General features: G+C 66.7%; 16 protein-coding genes and 1 pseudogene. 13 read left to right on the top strand and 4 right to left on the bottom strand.

Going from position 1 to position 17,243, the window contains the following annotated elements:
• Nucleotides 1-252: 252 nt before the first annotated feature.
• The 9 genes and pseudogenes from C7C56_RS02680 to C7C56_RS02715 all read left to right on the top strand — a co-directional run bounded on the left by C7C56_RS02680 (nucleotide 253) and on the right by C7C56_RS02715 (nucleotide 6,981).
• The gene (locus C7C56_RS02680; RefSeq protein WP_106755960.1) at nucleotides 253-1,095 is read left to right on the top strand and encodes an urease accessory protein UreD; all 843 of its coding nucleotides are present in this window, start codon (nucleotides 253-255) and stop codon (nucleotides 1,093-1,095) included.
• A 21-nt stretch (nucleotides 1,096-1,116) separates the two neighbouring features.
• A complete protein-coding gene (locus C7C56_RS02685) occupies nucleotides 1,117-1,419 on the top strand; it encodes an urease subunit gamma (protein ID WP_106755961.1) in 303 nt (100 codons plus the stop codon).
• A gap of 40 nt (nucleotides 1,420-1,459) precedes the next feature.
• Nucleotides 1,460-1,783 (top strand): urease subunit beta, encoded by a 324-nt coding sequence (locus C7C56_RS02690; protein ID WP_106755962.1) that lies wholly within the window; start codon nucleotides 1,460-1,462, stop codon nucleotides 1,781-1,783.
• A pseudogene (ureC, locus tag C7C56_RS02695) lies at nucleotides 1,783-3,480 on the top strand (urease subunit alpha); the annotation flags it as partial. The gene C7C56_RS02690 and the pseudogene ureC, both read left to right, overlap by 1 nt.
• Nucleotides 3,481-3,492: 12 nt before the next feature.
• On the top strand, nucleotides 3,493-4,005 hold the full coding sequence (gene ureE / locus C7C56_RS29605) for an urease accessory protein UreE (RefSeq protein WP_229457961.1): 513 nt from the start codon (nucleotides 3,493-3,495) through the stop codon (nucleotides 4,003-4,005).
• Nucleotides 4,002-4,667 (top strand): urease accessory protein UreF, encoded by a 666-nt coding sequence (locus C7C56_RS02700; RefSeq protein ID WP_106755963.1) that lies wholly within the window; start codon nucleotides 4,002-4,004, stop codon nucleotides 4,665-4,667. The genes ureE and C7C56_RS02700 overlap by 4 nt, the downstream gene beginning before the upstream one ends.
• An 11-nt stretch (nucleotides 4,668-4,678) precedes the next feature.
• The gene (gene ureG, locus C7C56_RS02705) at nucleotides 4,679-5,287 is read left to right on the top strand and encodes an urease accessory protein UreG (protein WP_106755964.1); all 609 of its coding nucleotides are present in this window, start codon (nucleotides 4,679-4,681) and stop codon (nucleotides 5,285-5,287) included.
• Nucleotides 5,288-5,312: 25 nt separating this feature from the next.
• Entirely contained in the window at nucleotides 5,313-5,813 is a 501-nt protein-coding gene (locus tag C7C56_RS02710; RefSeq protein ID WP_106755965.1) for a HupE/UreJ family protein, read from the top strand.
• A gap of 25 nt (nucleotides 5,814-5,838) precedes the next feature.
• Complete coding sequence (locus C7C56_RS02715) at nucleotides 5,839-6,981, top strand: aldose epimerase family protein (protein WP_106755966.1); 1,143 nt, start codon at nucleotides 5,839-5,841, stop codon at nucleotides 6,979-6,981.
• Here the strand turns inward: C7C56_RS02715 and C7C56_RS02720 are convergent, their stop codons facing one another.
• Nucleotides 6,982-7,800, bottom strand: coding sequence for an NAD-dependent epimerase/dehydratase family protein (locus C7C56_RS02720; protein ID WP_106755967.1), 819 nt, complete (start codon nucleotides 7,798-7,800; stop codon nucleotides 6,982-6,984).
• A gap of 180 nt (nucleotides 7,801-7,980) precedes the next feature.
• Here C7C56_RS02720 and C7C56_RS02725 point away from each other — a divergent pair, with 180 nt between their 5' ends.
• The 4 genes from C7C56_RS02725 (at nucleotide 7,981) to C7C56_RS02740 (ending at nucleotide 14,043) form a co-directional block, all read left to right on the top strand.
• The gene (locus tag C7C56_RS02725) at nucleotides 7,981-8,982 is read left to right on the top strand and encodes a LacI family DNA-binding transcriptional regulator (protein ID WP_106755968.1); all 1,002 of its coding nucleotides are present in this window, start codon (nucleotides 7,981-7,983) and stop codon (nucleotides 8,980-8,982) included.
• Nucleotides 8,983-9,061: 79 nt separating this feature from the next.
• Nucleotides 9,062-9,445: a 5-carboxymethyl-2-hydroxymuconate isomerase gene (locus tag C7C56_RS02730; RefSeq protein WP_106755969.1), complete on the top strand. Its 384-nt coding sequence runs from the start codon at nucleotides 9,062-9,064 to the stop codon at nucleotides 9,443-9,445.
• 122 nt (nucleotides 9,446-9,567) lie between these two features.
• Nucleotides 9,568-11,463, top strand: a complete 1,896-nt coding sequence (locus C7C56_RS02735; RefSeq protein WP_106755970.1) for a hypothetical protein — start codon at nucleotides 9,568-9,570, stop codon at nucleotides 11,461-11,463.
• A 33-nt stretch (nucleotides 11,464-11,496) separates the two neighbouring features.
• A complete protein-coding gene (locus tag C7C56_RS02740; protein ID WP_106755971.1) occupies nucleotides 11,497-14,043 on the top strand; it encodes a TonB-dependent receptor in 2,547 nt (848 codons plus the stop codon).
• Nucleotides 14,044-14,416: 373 nt separating this feature from the next.
• On the opposite strand, the gene ftsX is transcribed toward C7C56_RS02740, so the two are convergent.
• Genes ftsX through ftsY form a run of 3 tightly spaced genes read right to left on the bottom strand, consistent with a single transcriptional unit; the run spans nucleotide 14,417 to nucleotide 17,242 of the window.
• Nucleotides 14,417-15,337, bottom strand: a complete 921-nt coding sequence (ftsX, locus tag C7C56_RS02745) for a permease-like cell division protein FtsX (protein ID WP_106755972.1) — start codon at nucleotides 15,335-15,337, stop codon at nucleotides 14,417-14,419.
• On the bottom strand, nucleotides 15,334-15,993 hold the full coding sequence (locus C7C56_RS02750) for a cell division ATP-binding protein FtsE (RefSeq protein ID WP_106755973.1): 660 nt from the start codon (nucleotides 15,991-15,993) through the stop codon (nucleotides 15,334-15,336). The genes ftsX and C7C56_RS02750 overlap by 4 nt, the downstream gene beginning before the upstream one ends.
• A 7-nt stretch (nucleotides 15,994-16,000) precedes the next feature.
• A complete protein-coding gene (ftsY, locus tag C7C56_RS02755) occupies nucleotides 16,001-17,242 on the bottom strand; it encodes a signal recognition particle-docking protein FtsY (protein WP_229457959.1) in 1,242 nt (413 codons plus the stop codon).
• Nucleotide 17,243 lies beyond the last annotated feature (1 nt).

Below are 17,243 nucleotides of genomic sequence, written 5' to 3' on the forward strand. Positions count from 1 at the left end.
GGTGGATTGGGTCAGACCCCGGTTAAGAAATTAGCAAAGCGCGCGCTCTAGCGATACGAAGAATTTCGCTATCGGGGTCTGACCCCACTTATGGAACATTCCGCTATCGGGGTCAGACCCCGGTTACAAAATGTCGCTGCGGAGGAATGTTTCGCACCGCGATTTTGCGTCCCTTCACCGGCTTGGTGCGCGTGCGCAGCGGTGCCTTTCCTCTGCCCGTGGCACTGGCACGCGTCCTGCTTTGTCCGGCTTATGCGCGACGACTCTACCGCTCTTGATTCCCATCCGGCCGCCTGGCAGGCCAGCCTGCGCCTGCGCTTCGCCGACGACGCCGGCGCCACGCGGCTCGCCGGCAATGTCCACCGCGGGCCGCTGCGCGTGCAAAAGCCGCTGTATCCGGAAGGCGCGCGCATTTGCCACGCGATCATCATCCATCCGCCCGGCGGCGTCGTCGGCGGTGACGGCCTGGCGATCGACGCCGTCGCCGGCCCCGCCGCACATGCCTTGCTCAGCTCGCCCGGCGCGTCCAAGTGGTATCGGGCCAACGGCAAGCTGTCGACCCAGCAGGTGTGCCTCGAGGCCGGCCACGGCGCCGCCCTCGAGTGGTTGCCGCAGGAGACGATTTTTTTTAACGACGCCCAGGTCCGCCTGCGCCACGAGGTCAGGCTGGCCGCCGACGCCACCTATATAGGCTGCGAAATCCTGTGTTTCGGGCGCCGCGCCTCGGGCGAGCACTTCGCTTCCGGCGCGATCAATCAGCGCACCCAGATTTGGCGCGGCGGCAAGCTGCTCTGGTGGGAGCAGGGCAACTTGCGCGCCGACGGCCCCGCCATGGACAGCGTACTCGGCCTCGGCGGCGCGAGCGTGTGCGCCACCGTCGTCGCGGTCGGCGCCGCCGTGCCGCCGGCGTTGCAGGCGCGAATACGCGCGCTCGATCCGGCGCTCGCCGTCAGCCAGCTCAAAGCCGTGTTCGTCGCGCGCTACCTCGGCCACGACAGCGAACAGGCGCGCCGCCTCGTCATCCTCGTATGGCAGGCGCTGCGGCCACATCTGCTCGGCTGCGCGGCGCCGGTTCCGCGCATCTGGCTCACTTAGACCGACTAACAGGACACGACCATGGATCTGACTCCGCGCGAAAAAGACAAGCTGCTGATATTCACGGCGGGCCTGCTGGCCGAACGCCGCCGCGCGCGCGGGCTCAAGCTCAGCCATCCCGAGGCGGTGGCCCTGATCAGCGCCGCCATCATGGAGGGCGCGCGCGACGGCAAGAGCGTGGCCGAGCTGATGTCCGAGGGCGCCCACATCCTGACCCGCGCCGACGTCATGGACGGGATCGCCGAGATGATCCCCGACATCCAGGTCGAAGCGACCTTCCCCGACGGCAGCAAGCTCGTCACCGTCCACAACCCCATTCCGTGAGCGCGCCCATGCACAGCGTCCACGCCGATCGGCGCCGGCCATGATCCCCGGCCAATACCTGCTCGAGGCGGGCGATATCGAGATCAACGCCGGGCGCGCCACCGTCTCGCTGGTGGTCGCCAACGCCGGCGACCGGCCGATCCAGGTCGGCTCGCACTTCCATTTTTTCGAGGTCAACAGCGCGCTGGAGTTCGGACGCGGCGCCGCGCTCGGCATGCGCCTGAACATCGCCGCCGGCACCGCCGTGCGCTTCGAGCCGGGCCAGCGGCGCGCGGTCGAGCTGGTCGCGCTGGCGGGCGGGCGGCGCGTGTTCGGCTTCAACGGCCAGGTGATGGGCGAGCTGCCCCCGCAGGGAGGAAACTGATGCCAACGATCTCGCGCAGCGCCTACGCCAAAATGTACGGCCCCACCACGGGCGACCGCATCCGGCTGGCCGACACCGAATTGTTCATCGAGATCGAACGCGATTTCGCGCTCTACGGCGAGGAGGTCAAGTTCGGCGGCTGCAAGGTGATCCGCGACGGCATGGGCCAGTCGCAGCGCCTGCACGCCGACGTCATGGACACCGTCATCACCAACGCCGTCATCGTCGACCATTGGGGCATCGTCAAGGCCGACATCGGCATCAAGGCCGGCCTGGTCGCCGCCATCGGCAAGGCCGGCAACCCGGACATCCAGCCGGGCGTGACGCTGGCCATCGGCGGCGCCACCGAGATCATCGCGGGCGAGGGCCTGATCGTCACCGCCGGCGGGGTCGACACCCACATCCATTTCATCTGCCCGCAGCAGATCGAGGAGGCGCTCATGAGCGGCGTGACGACCATGCTCGGCGGCGGCACCGGGCCGGCCGTGGGCACCGCCGCCACCACCTGCACGCCGGGGCCGTGGCACCTGCACGCGATGCTCGCCGCGGCCGACGCCTTTCCGATGAACCTCGGCTTCATGGGCAAGGGCAATGTGAGCCTGCCTGGCCCGCTCGAGGAGCAGGTGCTGGCCGGCGCCATCGACCTCAAGCTGCACGAGGACTGGGGCAGCACCCCGGCCGCGATCGACAACTGCCTGTCGGTGGCCGAACGCATGGACGTCCAGGTCGCGCTCCATTCGGACACCTTGAACGAGGGCGGCTTTTTGGAGAACACGCTGGCCGCGTTCAAGGACCGCACCATCCACACCTTCCACACCGAAGGCGCCGGCGGCGGCCACGCGCCCGACATCATCGCCGCGGTCGGGCAGTCGAACGTGCTGCCGTCGTCTACCAATCCGACCCGTCCGTTCACCATCAACACGCTCGACGAGCACCTCGACATGCTGATGGTGTGCCACCACCTGGACCCGGCTATCGCCGAGGACGTCGCCTTCGCCGAGTCGCGCATCCGGCGCGAGACCATCGCCGCCGAAGACATCCTGCACGACCTCGGCGCCATTTCGATGATGTCGTCGGACTCGCAGGCGATGGGCAGGGTGGGCGAGGTGATCATGCGCACCTGGCAGAGCGCCCACAAGATGAAGCTCCAGCGCGGCCCGCTCGCACCCGACTCGGCGCGCAACGACAACTTCCGCGTCAAGCGCTACATCGCCAAGTACACGATCAACCCGGCCATCACGCATGGCATATCACACGTGGTCGGTTCGCTCGAGGTGGGCAAGATCGCCGACATCGTGCTCTGGAAGCCCGCATTTTTCGGGGTCAAGCCATCGATGATCCTCAAGGGCGGCATGATCGCGGCGGCGCAGATGGGCGACCCCAACGCCTCGATCCCGACCCCGCAACCGGTGCACTACCGGATGATGTTCGGCGCCTTTGGCGGCGGGCTCAAAAAGTCGTTCACCTTCGTCTCGCAGGCGGCCTGCGACGCCGGGCTGGCCGCCCAACTGGGCCTGTCCAAAACGCTGATTCCGGTGCGCGGCGTGCGCCAGCTGCGCAAGGGTGACATGGTCCACAACGGCGCCACCCCGCACATGGAGGTCGATCCCGAGACCTACCAGGTGCGCGCCGACGGCCAGCTGCTGTTCTGCGAGGCGGCCAGCGTGCTGCCGATGGCGCAGCGCTATTTTTTATTTTTAGGAGCCGACATGCTGACCCTGCACACCAAGCTCGAACGCGCCGACACGGTCGACGCCGAACTGCTGCTGCCGTACGACCAGCGCGAAAAGTGCCGCCTGCGCGCGCGCCTGGCCTCGGGCGAAGAGGCCGCCGTGTTCATGGCGCGCGGCAGCGTGCTGCGCGACGGCGACCTGCTGACCGGGCCCGCAGGGCGGGTGGTGCGGGTGCGCGCCGCCTCCGAGCCGACCTACAGCGTCGAGTGCGCGACGCCGCACATTCTGGCGCGCTGCGCTTTTCATCTCGGGAACCGGCACACGCAGGTGCAGATCGGCCCCGGTTTTTTGCGCATGCGGGTCGACCCGGTGCTCAAAGAGATGGTCGAGGGCCTTGGCGCGCGTGTGGAAACCCAGATGGCCGCGTTCGAGCCGGAGGCGGGCGCCTACGCGGGCGGCGGCCACGGCCATGGCGGCGAGACCCATCTGCTAGCGCCCGTTCCCGCGCGCCAGCGGATCCACCGGCCGCGCGATCCCGTCACGCCATGAACGCCGGCGCCTTGCTGCACCTGCTGCAGTTTGCCAGCCCGGCGTTGCCGATCGGCGGCTACAGCTATTCGCAGGGGCTCGAGTCGGCGCTCGAGGCGGGCATCGTGCACGACGCCGACAGCGGTCGCGCATGGATCGTGTGCTATCTGCACGAGGTGGTGGCCGCCTGGGACGCGCCCTTGTTCTGGCGCCTGCTCAAGGCCTTCGAGGCGCGCGACGACGCCTCGGTGGCGCTGTGGAACGAGCGCTTCGTGGCCTCGCGCGACAGCGCCGAGTTCCGCGCCGAGACGGTCCAGATGGGTTATTCGCTGAAGAACCTGGGGGCCGAACTCGGCGTGGCCGACACCGGCGCGCTGACCGGGGACACCTGCCTGCCGACCGCGTTCGCGTGCGCGGTCGACGCGCTCGGCATGCCGCACCAGGAGGCCTTGCTGGCGCTGCTGTTCGGCTGGGCCGAGAACCAGGTGCTGGTGTGCGTCAAGTCGATCCCGGTGGGGCAGGTGGCGGGCCAGCGCATGCTGCTGTCGCTGCGCGACGAGATCGCGCTGGCCGCGGCCCACGCCCGCACCTTGGCCGACGACGGCATGTCGAACTGGTCGCCCGGTTTATCAATCCTGTCGATGCGCCACGAGGTGCAGCACGGCAGGCTGTATCGATCCTGAAGGAGAAAATCATGACGTCGAATCCGCTGCGGGTCGGCATTGGAGGGCCGGTCGGTTCCGGCAAGACGGCGCTGTGCGAGATGCTCTGCAAGCGCATGCGCGAACGCTACGACATGGCCGTGATCACCAACGACATCTACACGCGCGAGGACATGGAGATCCTGGTGCGCGCCGGCGCGCTGGCGCCCGAGCGGTTGATGGGCGTCGAGACCGGCGGCTGCCCGCACACCGCGATCCGCGAGGACGCCTCGATCAACCTCGAGGCGATCGCGCGCATGCATGCCGATTTTCCGGATCTGGCGCTGATCCTGATCGAGTCCGGCGGCGACAACCTGGCCGCCACCTTCAGCCCCGAGCTGTCGGACCTGACCCTGTACGTGATCGACGTCGCCGGCGGCGAGAAGATCCCGCGCAAGGGCGGCCCGGGCATCACCCGCTCGGATCTGCTGATCATCAACAAGACCGACCTGGCGCCGCACGTGGGCGCGAACCTCGACATCATGGCGCAGGACGCGCGCAAGCAGCGTGGCGAGCGCCCGTTCGTGTTCACCAACCTGAAAACCGGGGAGGGCGTGGAGGCGGTGGTCGATTTCATCCGCAGCCAGGGCCTGCTCGACTGACCATGCCTACCCAAGGAGAACCCACATGAAAAAAACGCTCGCATTGGTGCTGTGCCTGGTCGCCCTGCCCGCCGCCGCGCATGGCGGCCATGCCGGCGCGTCCGGCCTGGTCGCCGGCCTCGCCCATCCATTCACGGGCATCGACCATTTGCTGGCGATGCTCGGCGTCGGCATATGGAGCGGCAGGCAAAAGCAGCGCTGGACCCTGCCGCTCTGCTTCTTGCTGATGATGGCCCTCGGCGCCCTGGCGCAGGGCGCCGCGGTGCTGTCGGAGCCGGCGGTCCTGGCCAGCGCGCTGCTGGTCGGCGCGCTGTTGCTGGCGAAGGTGCGCCTGCCGGCCGGCGCCGCGATTGCCCTGGTGGCCGGCTGCGCGCTGCTGCACGGCCAGGCCCACGGCAGCGAGCTGCCCGGCCTGGCCACGGCCGCCGGCTACCTGGGCTCTTGCGCATTGTTGTTATTGGCGGGGCGCGGCCTCGGCGGCATGCGCAGTGGCGCTTGCCCTGTTCCGGCGCGGGCTATACGATAGGGCTCGACCATCAATCCTTGATCGCATGACAGCGCAAAAATCCGAACACGCCGCTCCTTACGCGTTGCTACTGCTGGCTCTTGGGTGCGCGGCGCCGTCCGCATTCGCCTCGATCACGGTGCAGCGTTTTGGCGTGACCGGTTCCGGGCAGGTGGTCGAGCAGGTCACGCTTGTGAACGAACGCGGCATGGCGCTTAGCTACATCGACTACGGCGCCACCATCACCGCGATCCGCGTACCAGACCGCAAGGGCAGGGCCGCCAACGTCATGCTCGGCCTGCCCACGCTGGCCGCCTACGAATCGACCAAGCGGCGGCACGGTGCCGTCATCGGCCGCTACGCGGGGCGGATCGGCAAGGCCACCTACACGCTCGACGGGCGCATCGTCAAACTGCCGCCCAACGCCAAAGGACTGGCGATCCACGGGGACCCGGCCGGCTACGACCGGCGCGTGTGGCGCCGCCACGACTTTGCCGACCTGGCGTCGATCGGCTCGGTGTTCCAGCTCGTTAGTCCGGACGGCGACCAGGGTTTTCCCGGCCGCTTGGCGCTGCGCGTCACCTACCGCCTGCTGCGCAAGCAGAACGAATTGCGCATCGAATACGAGGCAAGCACCAACGCGCCCACCGTCATCAACTTGACCAACCACGGCTTCTTCAATCTGTCCGGCGCGGGCACGCGCGCGCTGGCCTCGCACCGGTTCCGCATCCACGCGAGCCGCTATGTGGTGACCGACGCCCTGCGCGTGCCAACCGGCGGGCTGGCCAGCGTGGCCGGGACCGCGCTCGACTTTCGCCGAGGCGCCGGCGTGATGGAGCGGCTTGCGCAGGCCTCGCCGGTGCTGGGGGCGCCGGCATGGTTCGACCACGGTCTGGTGTTCGACAAGGGGGAGGGGGAGTTGGCGCAGGTGGCCACGATCGACGACGCGGCCAGTGGCCGGCGCATGCGGATCAGCACCTCGGAGCCGTCGGTGATCTTCAACAGTGGCAATGGATATGACGGAACCGAGGCCGGCGCCGAAGGCGTGGCCTACCAGCGCCACGACGGCTTCGCGTTCGAGACCCAGCACCTTGCCGACAGCCCGAACCACGCGCATTTTCCATCGACCGCGCTGCGGCCCGGAACCCCGTACCGCTCGGTGACGACGTTCCGCTTTTCCGTGTTCTGACTAGTACTGCGGTCCGGCCAGAACGAACGGGCCGCCCTGGTAGATGGTGGTCGGGTCGTCCGCCGGCGGGCGCTCGGCGGTGTCGGGGAACAGATGCGCGAACGCGCGCGAACTGTCCTTCGGCTGGTAGCCCAGGTGCGCCGCCTGGCTGTTGTCCCACCAGGTGGTGTCGTTGTCCGAGTTGCCGAACGCGATCGTATGCCCGACGCGCGGCGTGAACAGCGCGCAGCGGATCAACTCGACCAGGTCGTCGTAGCTGAGATAGGTGGTCATCATGCGCGCATTGCGCGGCTCCGGGAACGAGGAGCCGATGCGCAGGCAAACCGTCTCGATGCCGAAGCGGTCGTAGTAGTAGCGCGACAGCGCCTCGCCGAAGCATTTGCTCACGCCGTAAAAGCTGTCCGGGCGCTGCGGCATGGTCGCGTCGACCAGCTCGGTGGTCTGGTAAAAGCCGGTCACGTGGTTGGAGCTGGCATACACCACGCGCTTAACACCGGCCTTGTGCACCGCCTCGTACAGGTTGTACAGGCCGAGGATGTTGGCCTGCATGATCGGCTCGAAGCGCGCCTCGACCGAGATGCCGCCAAAGTGCAGCACCGCCTGCACCCCCTCCATCATCGCGCGCACGGCGGCGTTGTCGGCCAGGTCGCAGCGGACGATCTCTTCGCCCTCGGCGGCCGCGCCCATGTCCGCCACGTCGCTCAGGCGGACGATCTCGGTCCACGTTTTGACGCGTTCGCGCAGCATGCGCCCCAGGCCTCCGGCGGCGCCGGTCAGCAAAAGTCGGTGGAAGGGCTTGGATTTCGGTGTCTGGGTCATGGGGCCGCCGCTGAGGTTGGGGGAGTGTCAATGTTTGGTTAATCGTTTAACTACGAGTATAACCGGTTTGTTTGCACTGTCAAATTGTTTATCGGGGAAATTCACGGGCTTGTAAAACGACCGAAAACTGTGCGAATATGGCATTCTTCAAGTAATAAACGTTAATCGCTTAACCGCCCCATGAAAAAAAGCATTCCGACCATTCGCGACGTCGCCGCAGCAGCGGGGGTGTCGACCGCCACGGTGTCCAAATACGTGAACGGCGCGCAGCGCTTTTCGCCGGCGGTCGAGGCCACCATCAAGCAGGTCATCGAGCAGCTTGGATACCGCTCCAACCCGCTCGCGCAATCGATGATCACTGGGCGCACCAAGACCATCGGCCTGTCTGTGCTCGACATCAGCAATCCGCATTTCACCAGCATCGTCAAGGGCGCCAACCGGGTCGCGCTCGAACACGGCTACACGCTGCTATTGGTCGACACCGACGAAAACGCCGCGCGCGAGCGGGCCCTGCTCGAAGCGCTGAGCCGGCGGGTCGACGGCATGCTGGTGTTCTCGCGCATGCCCGAGCAGGAGATGGAATGGATGGTCGACATGCAAAAGCCGCTGGTGTTCTTCGGCCGGCTGACCCTCCTGCAGCTGCCGTGCGTGGGCAGCGACGACCGCCGCGGCGCCTACATGATCACCCAGCATCTGGTGGCGCTGGGGCACGAGCGCATCGCCTACATGGGCTTTTCACGCTCGCGCCGCGACGAGGAGCGCATGGGCGGCATCCGCGAATGCCTGGCCTCGCACCAGCTCGAGCTCACCGTCTACGACTGCAACGCGCCGACCGCGGCCGAGGGGGAGCGGCTTAGTTCGGCCATCATGCTCGGCGCCCGCCATCCCGACGCGATCATCTGCTACAACGACCTGATGGCGCTCGGCTTCATGAAAGAGGCGCAGACGCTGGGCTTTCGGGTGCCCGACGATATCTCGGTCGCCGGCTTCGACAACATCCAGTTCTGCCGCTACACCTCGCCGCCCCTGACTTCGGTCGACCTGCAGAGCGAGCGCATGGGCGTGGCGGGCATGACCAAGCTGCTCGCCGCGATCGACGGCGACAGCAAGGTCGATTTCACGATGGTCGAGCCGCAATTGGTGCTGCGCTCGTCGACCATGCGCCGCAAGGCATCCGTTTAAAAATAAACGCCGTCGGGCCAGGCGCCTGCCATTTCCCGTGGCTTTTAGCCTCGTTGGTTAAACGTTATACATTCATCCCATGCCCCATCTACGCATCGACTACACCGCCAACCTCGATCCCGAAATCCGCATGGGCGACTTGTGCCGCGCCTTGGCCGGCGCCATGGCAGGCCTGGCCGACGCTTCCGGCAAGAGCGTGTTCCCCCTTGCCGGCACGCGCGTGCTGGCCTATCCGGCGCCGTGCCACGCGGTCGCGGACGGCCATCCCGACAACGCCTTCATCTATCTGAATTTGCGGGTGACGCCCGGAAGAAGCGATGAAACGATCGACCTGGCCGGCGCCACGCTGCTGGCCGCTGTGCGCGCCCACATCGAAGGCGCGGGCCTGCTCGCGCCGCTCGCCGTGACGGTGCATATCGACCAGCTTGCGGCCTCGTACGAAGGGCGCTACCGCCCCGGCTAGGGCGCGCCCCACAGAGCGTTTTCGCAACAGCCACGCAAATATTTTACGTAAGGGTTGTCCTGTTTGTGGAAATGCCATACTATCTAGTTAAACGATTACCTGAAAAATAAAACGAGACCGAGATGACCCGAAAGAGAAAAGCACTTCGTTCGGCGCTGTTGGCGGCGCACCTGGCCCTGCCGCTGGCCTTGCCGCTGACCCTAAGCGGCTGCGCCGCGCAGGCCGCGCCGGCGACAGCGCCGGCCGCGGAGACGCCGATGAACACCATCGTCCAGCGCGACCTGCAACCCCAGCTCGACTACTTCTTCACGCGTCTGGCCGCCGAAAAGGAAGGCTTGCTGATCGACGGCCAGAAGCCCTTCGCCAGCAACGACAAATTTTTGCCCGGAAAAATCGCCATCGGCCTGAGCTACGTCTTGCTCAACAAGGCGGCCGACGATCCCGCGCTCGACACCCGGCTGCGCCAATACCGCGACATCGCCGACCTGACCGTCGGCATGGACAACCACAGCTGGGGCATCTACTACTACCTGTCGGCGCTGCACAGCCTCAAGAAGGCCGGCCTGCTCGAGCGCGCGGTCAGCCCGGCAACGCTGGCCAAACTGCGCACGCGGCTCGACTGGCGCACATTCGTCTCGCAGCCCGACTACGAACTGATCAACCTGCCGACCAACTACTTCGGGGTCGCCTTCAGCGTGGCGCGCCTGCGCATGTTGCTCGGCTGGGAGGACGACAGCGCCGCCGCCGTCCTGCTGCAAAAGACGCTGCACCACTACGACGCCTATTCGGGCACCTACGGCTTCTCCGACGAGACCTCGGGCGAGGGGCGCTTCGACCGCTACAGCATCTTGCTGATCGCCGAGATCTGCGAGCGCTTCCTCGAAACCGGCCTGCCGGTCACGCCCGAGCTCAAGCAAAAGCTGCGCAAGGCCGCCACCGTGGCGCTCATTTTGGCCAGCGAGACGGGCGAGGGGTTCTCGTTCGGGCGCAGCCTCGGGCCGTATGGCGAAACCGCGATGCTCGAGATCCTGTCGGTGGCGGCCAAGCTCGACGTGCTCACGCCCGACGAGAAAACCTTCGCATACGCCTATTCGTCGCGCATCGCCGCGCGCTACCCCGGCTTCTGGTACGACCCTGCCATGAAATCGGTCGACATGTGGGGCAAGGGCCGCCGCACCGACGCCTACCGCGGCAAGCACCGCATCCTCGGCGAGAATTTCAGCCTGCTGCACCAGCTCATATTCACGAACCGGCAATGGAACGACGCCGGCTTCAAGGACCGCAAGGTCGAGCCGGGCCTGGATAAATGGCTGGCCAAATCCCAGCCGCCGTTCAGCCTGACCTGGTTCGCCAAGGGCGAGTACGACCGGGCGCTGGCGGTCTTCCGTGACCGCGGCCACGTGTTCAGCCTGTTGATGGTCAACGGTGGCGCCGGCCAGCACGACAACAGCCCCTACTATCCGCTGCCGTTCGCGCACGGTTTGGTGGCGGGGATTCCCGACAGCGGTCACGCGCATCCGCAGTTGCTGCCCAAGTTCACGCTGGCCGACGGCAGCGAACTGCTCGGCGCGGCCTACCTCAAGGATATCGCGTCGCGCCGGGACGGCGACGCATGGCGGGTACGCTACCGCCAGGACGAATTGGACCGGCTAGGCGACAAGGCCCCGGTCAAGGATGCCCGCATCGCGCTCGACACCGAATACATCTTCGCGCCCGGCTCGATCACGCGCACCGACACCTACACGCCGCGCGGCGAGCTGGCGGTCGAGGCGGTCACGCTCGAATTCTCATCGTTCTCCGGCGCGCCGGTGGTCGACGGCACCCGCATCCGCTTCGGCGAGGGCGGCGTGACCGGGTTCGAGGTCGACGGTCTGGCCGCCTGCGAGGCGCGGCCGACCGAGGGCAGCGATTTGCACAAGTCGCCCAACGGCGCCTTGTTAAGCCATGTGCGGTGCGCCTCGCCGCCTTTCAGTTTCAAACGCCCGCTGGTGGTCCGCTGGGTGCTGAAGTACCGATAACACAATCATAAAAACCAAGACAGGGAGACGAAAATGAAAAACCAAAAGAAACGCATGACCATCAATTGCAAGCCAACCCCGATTGCCTCGGCCGTGGCGCTGGCGCTGCTGGTGGGCGTGCCGGCCCAAGCGCAAGAAGGCGGCGCGTCGCAGCTAGCCACGGTGGTGGTGTCGGCCAACAAGCGCGTCGAAAAACTCGAGAACGTCCCGATGGCGATTTCGGTCGTCAACGAGGCAGTCATCGAGCGCACCAACATCCGCGAGATCGAGGACCTGGTGGCCAACACCCCGGCCTTGACCGTGACGGCCGGCTCGACCAGCGCCAACAACACCATCAGCATGCGCGGCATCGGCACCTCCACTGTCACCATCGGGATCGAGGCCGACGTCGCGATCATCGTCGACGACATCCCGATCGCCCAGCAATTCCAGGCGTTCAAGGACCTGTCGGACGTGATGCGGGTCGAGGTGCTCAAGGGGCCGCAAAGCACCCTGTTCGGCAAATCGGCGGTGGCGGGCGCGGTCAACATCATCACCAAGCCGATCTCGGGCCCGCTGGCAGGCAAGGGCTCTGCCTACCTCACCAGCGACGGCGAATGGCGTTACGCGCTCTCGTACGGGGGCAAGGTGAGCGACACGCTGGGCTTGCGCGTGGCCGCCAGCCGCACCCGTTTCGAGGGCAACCTGAACAACCTGACCACCGGCGGCAAGCTCAATGGCTCGGGCGGCAAAACCCTGATGGCGAAGCTGGCATGGCATCCGACGCCCAATCTCGACATCCAGTTCTCGCCGACCTACAACGCCCAGGAAAACACCAGGGGCGCCAACGCGCTGCGGCGCCTGACGGTGAATTCACCGGGCGGTCCGGTGGCAGTGGGAAAGAATGGCGAGAACCCGGTCAACCCGTTGTACCTGATCGCGGCCGGGGCGCCGACGCCGGCCAATCCGACTTCGCTCAACGCAATCCCGGCCTCGCTGGCGCTGGCCGGCATCACGCCGGGCGAGTACAACCGCGATGTGCGCCGCGACTTCCCGACCGGCATGAGCTCGACCGACCGCGGCGCCGGCCTGCGCATCGCCTACGATCTGCCGAACGGCGCCACGCTGATGTCGATCACCTCGTTCTCGCACTACAAGTCGAATGACTACCGCGACCAGGACCTGTCCGACGTGCCGACCATCGCGCTGCCGGGCGAGACGCAGTTCTCGATCGGTAACAGCCAGGGCGGCATGTACGACATCAAGTCGAGCACCCAGGAGCTGCGTTACGTCTCGCCCGACGAGGGCAGCTTCCGTTATGTCGCGGGGCTGTGGTACGCCAAAAACGACACCGAGCGCTTCTTCACGCGCGGCGACTGCCGCATCGCCACCTGCAGCGGATCGTCGATCAGCAGCCCGGTGGTGTACGACACCGACGTCTACAACATCAACAAGGCGCTGTTCGGCCAGGCCACCTGGGAATTCGTCCCCAGCTGGACGCTGCTGGCTGGGGCGCGCTTCAACGCCGAAGAATCGGGCTACCATTTCGGCCGCAACTACAACACCACGGTCACGCGCGAGACCTTCGTGGCGGGCGCGCCGGGCAAGGACTACTTCGAAAGCCTGGGCAACAAGGAGAACAAGGTCACCGGCAAATTGAGCCTGTCGAAGCAGATCAACCCCGACTGGATGGTCTACGCCACGACGGCGACCGGCTACAAGGGACTCGCGTATGGCCTGCTGAGCACCCTCACGCCGGCCAGCGCGGCGCCGGTGCGCTCCGAGACCTCGCGCACCATGGAGCTCGGGGTCAAGGCCAACCTGCTGCAGAACCGCATGACGGTGAGCGCGAACGTGTTCGAAACGCGTTTCTTCAACTACCAGTCGTCGTCGACCTACACCATTCCGGGCAGCCCGACCATTCTGACGCAAATCAGCAGCGTGCCGGAAGTGGCCACCCGCGGCGTGGAGCTCGACATCAATACGATGGTGACGCGCGACTTTTTGCTGAACGCGGCGTTGGCCTACACCGACGCCGAGGTGCGCGACTGGGACGGCGGCTCGTGCTACAACGACGCGCTGAACGTCGCGGCGGCTCCGGGCGCGACCCTGGCCGCGAACGGCTCGATCGCCGGCCGCAACACGGCCTGCTTCCCGATTTCGCCGGGTGCCAAGACGGGGGTGCAGAACCTCAAGGGGGCGGCGATGCAGTCGTCGCCGAAGGTGAAGGTGGCCCTCAACGGGCAGTACGACGTGCGCCTGCCGTCGAGATCGTTCGACCTGTTCGTGACCGGGAACTACAAGTACCAGAGCGAGATGGTGACCACGATCACGCAGGACCCGGCGTTCCACGTGCCGTCGTTCAGCATCACCGATATCGGATTCGGCCTGCGCGATAAGCGCAGCCGCTACAAGCTGAGCTTCCTGGTCAACAACGTGTTCGACAAGGCGTATGCGACGACCGGCTTCGCGGGCACGCCGACCTTCCGCGGCGCCGCGTCGGCGCCGGTGTCGACGGTGGCCAACACCGGCGTGGCGACCTGGGTGCCGGCGCGCGACGCGTTCCGTTACGTCTCGGTGCGTCTCGACGCGAAATTCTAACAGTCTCGCTATTCAAAAACGAATGGCACGGGCATCGGCGATACATATTTGTATGATGCTCCGTGCCTGGTCGAGGCGCGCGGCTACCCATGACGGCAATCGGGGTCTGACCCCACTTACGAAATGTTCCGTAAGTGGCGTAAGTGGGGTCAGACCCCGCTTTCGAATTGTTTCCAGCATTGCGCAGCGGTGTGACGATAAGTGACTGATTTTTGAGAACTTCCGGCGTTAAGATATTTCCTCAATTGCAATTTTTCGCAACCGGGGTCTGACCCCACTTATGAAATGTTTCATAAGTGGGGTCAGACCCCGGTTGCGGAATTTTTCGTTGATGCTGTTTGGGAATGAATGGCGGGCGCGTAAAGCGTTGCGCTTACGTCAGGCGCGCCAGGTGGCGCTGGACCGACAACACCGCGCCGATCAGGCCCAGGCCGGCGCTGATGGCCAGCAGGCCCGCGATCTCCGGCGCCGCCAGCGGCACCAGCTGGAACTCGGACGCGTACAGCCGCGCGAATTCGGCGATCGCGCCGTTCAAAGGGCGCAGCGCCAGCGCGACCGCGCCCAGCGCGACGCCGCCCGCGCACAGCCCCAGCAAGGCGCCCGTGTAGTAGAACGGCCGGTGGATGAAGCCGTCGGTCGCGCCGATCAGCTTCGAGACCGCGATCTCGTCGCGCTGCGTCAGCACCTGCAGCCGGATGGTGTTGAACACCACCGCGATGACCACCATGCCGAGCGTGCCGGCCAGGAAGAACAACACCATCCGCAGCACCCCGAGCATGGCCGCTAGACGCTTGACCCACGCCGAATCGACCTGCACCGTCCCAACCCCCGGCAGGGCGCGCAACTGGCCGGCGATGGCGTCGACCCCGCCCGCGTCCGCCACGTTGTTGTAGCCCTCGAGCTTGAGCACGTAGCTGTCGGGCAGGGGATTCTCGCCCAGCGTCTCGAGCACGTCGCTCAAGTCGCTCTTGCTCTTGAGCGCGGCGAGCGCCTCCTCGCGCGGCACGAACACGATCTTGGTCTTGTCATCCTTGAGCACCCTGCGCAGCTCGGGCAGCAGCGCCTTCGACTGCTCGCGCGTGGCCTCGGCCCCCATGAACAGGCTGATCTCGGGATCGACCGACAACTGCTCGGACATCGGGCGCACATTGTCGAGCAGCGTCAGCCCCGCGAACGGCAGCGCCAGCGCGATCGAAACGACGATCACATTGAACAAAAATCCGCCCGGCGACTTGCGCAGGTGGATCAGGGCGGCGCCGACGGCGAAGCGGTGTTGGCGGTACCAGCGTCTCATGCCGCGCCCCCGGTCAGTTGGCCGTGGTCGAGCCGGATCACGCGCGCGGCGCGGTCGAGCACTTGCTCGTCGTGGGTCGAGATCATGCAGGTCACGCCCACCGAATGGAAGGCGCGCAGGGCGTCGAGCACCCTGTCGGCGCTGGCGCGGTCGAGGTTGGCCGTCGGCTCGTCGGCCAGGATGATCTGCGGGCGGTTGACGATCGCGCGCGCGATCGACACGCGCTGCTGTTCGCCGCCCGACAATTCCTGCGGCCGGGCCCCGGCCCGTTCGAGCAGACCGACCTTGTCGAGCGCGGCGCGGGCGCGCTGCTCGGCCTGCATGTTCGAGGCGCCCGTCACGAGCAGCGGCAGCATGGTGTTGGCCAGCACCGAGCGGTCGCCCAGCAGGCGCTGGTGCTGGAAGATCAGGCCGAGGTTGCGCCGCAGAAATGGCACGCTGGCGCGCTTGAGCTTGCCGATGTCCTGGCCGTTGACGAGCACCTTGCCGGCGCTCGGGCGCTCGATCGCGGCGATCATCTTGAGCAGGGTCGATTTGCCGGCGCCCGACGGGCCCGCCAAATAGACCAGCTCGCCCTTTTGCACGCTGAACGAGACGTCGAGCAGCGCGACGGCCGCGGCGGAATATTCTTTTGAGACGGACTGAAATTCAATCATGGGGGCCTTATCCGAGCAGTGCTTCGACGAATTCCGTGGCGTTGAACGGTTGCAGATCCTCGATCTTCTCGCCCACGCCGATGAAGTACACCGGCACCGGCCGCGCGCGCGCGATGGCGGCCAGCACGCCGCCCTTGGCGGTGCCGTCGAGCTTGGTGATGACGAGGCCGGTCAGGCCGAGCGCGTCGTCGAAGGCCTTGACCTGCGTGAGCGCGTTCTGGCCCGTGTTGCCGTCGATGACGAGCAGCGTTTCGTGCGGCGCGCCGTCCATGCCCTTGCCGATCACGCGCTTGATCTTTTTGAGCTCCTCCATCAGGTGCAGCTGGGTCGGCAGCCGGCCGGCAGTGTCGACCATGACCACGTCGACCGAGCGTGCCTTGCCCGACTGCACGGCGTCGAACGCGACCGCCGCCGGGTCGCCCGACGCCTGCGAAACCACGATGATGCCGTTGCGCTGGCCCCAGACCATCAGCTGCTCGCGCGCGGCGGCGCGGAAGGTGTCGCCGGCGGCCAGCAGCACCGATTGGTGGTGCGCCTGCATGTGCTTGGCGAGCTTGCCGATGGTGGTGGTCTTGCCGGCGCCGTTGACGCCGGAGATCATCATCACGAGCGGTTCGTGGCGGCCCAGTTCGAGCGGTTTTTCGAGCGGGCGCAGCATGTCGATCATCAGCCCTTTGAGCGCCACCTTGACGGCGGCCGCGTCGAGCAGCTTGTCCTGCTTGACCTTCAGGCGCAGCGCGTCGAGCAGGAATTGGGTCGCGTCCATGCCGGCGTCGGACATCAGCAGCGCCGCCTCGAGCTCCTCGTACAGGTACTCGTCGATCTTGGCCCCGACAAACAGCAGGCTCAGGTTGGAGGAGGTCTTGGACAGGCCCGTCTTGAGCCGGTCCATCCACGAGCGCCGGTGGTCGGTGTAGCCGCCCAGGCGCTCGGCCGTCTCGGGGATCAGCTCGGCGACTTCGATCTCGACCGGGGCCGGCGGCGGCGGTGGCGGCGCGACCGGCGGCGCCACGAAGGTCGAGGTGGTGCCGTAGCGGCGCGACATCGGTGGCGCGGCGGGCGTCGGCGCCGACACCGGCCCGGCGGCGGCTTGCGGTGCTGGCTCGGCGGCGGGCACGGCCACGACGGGCGCCGGGCCCGGCTCCAGCGCAACGACGACCGGCGCGGGCTCAAACACGGGCGCGGGCGCGGGCTCAAACACGGGCGCGGGCGCGGGCTCAGACACGGGCGCCGGCACAGGAACAAACACG

The sequence above is a fragment of the Massilia glaciei genome (assembly GCF_003011895.2).
GTDB classification, from domain to species: Bacteria; Pseudomonadota; Gammaproteobacteria; order Burkholderiales; family Burkholderiaceae_D; genus Telluria_A; species Telluria_A glaciei.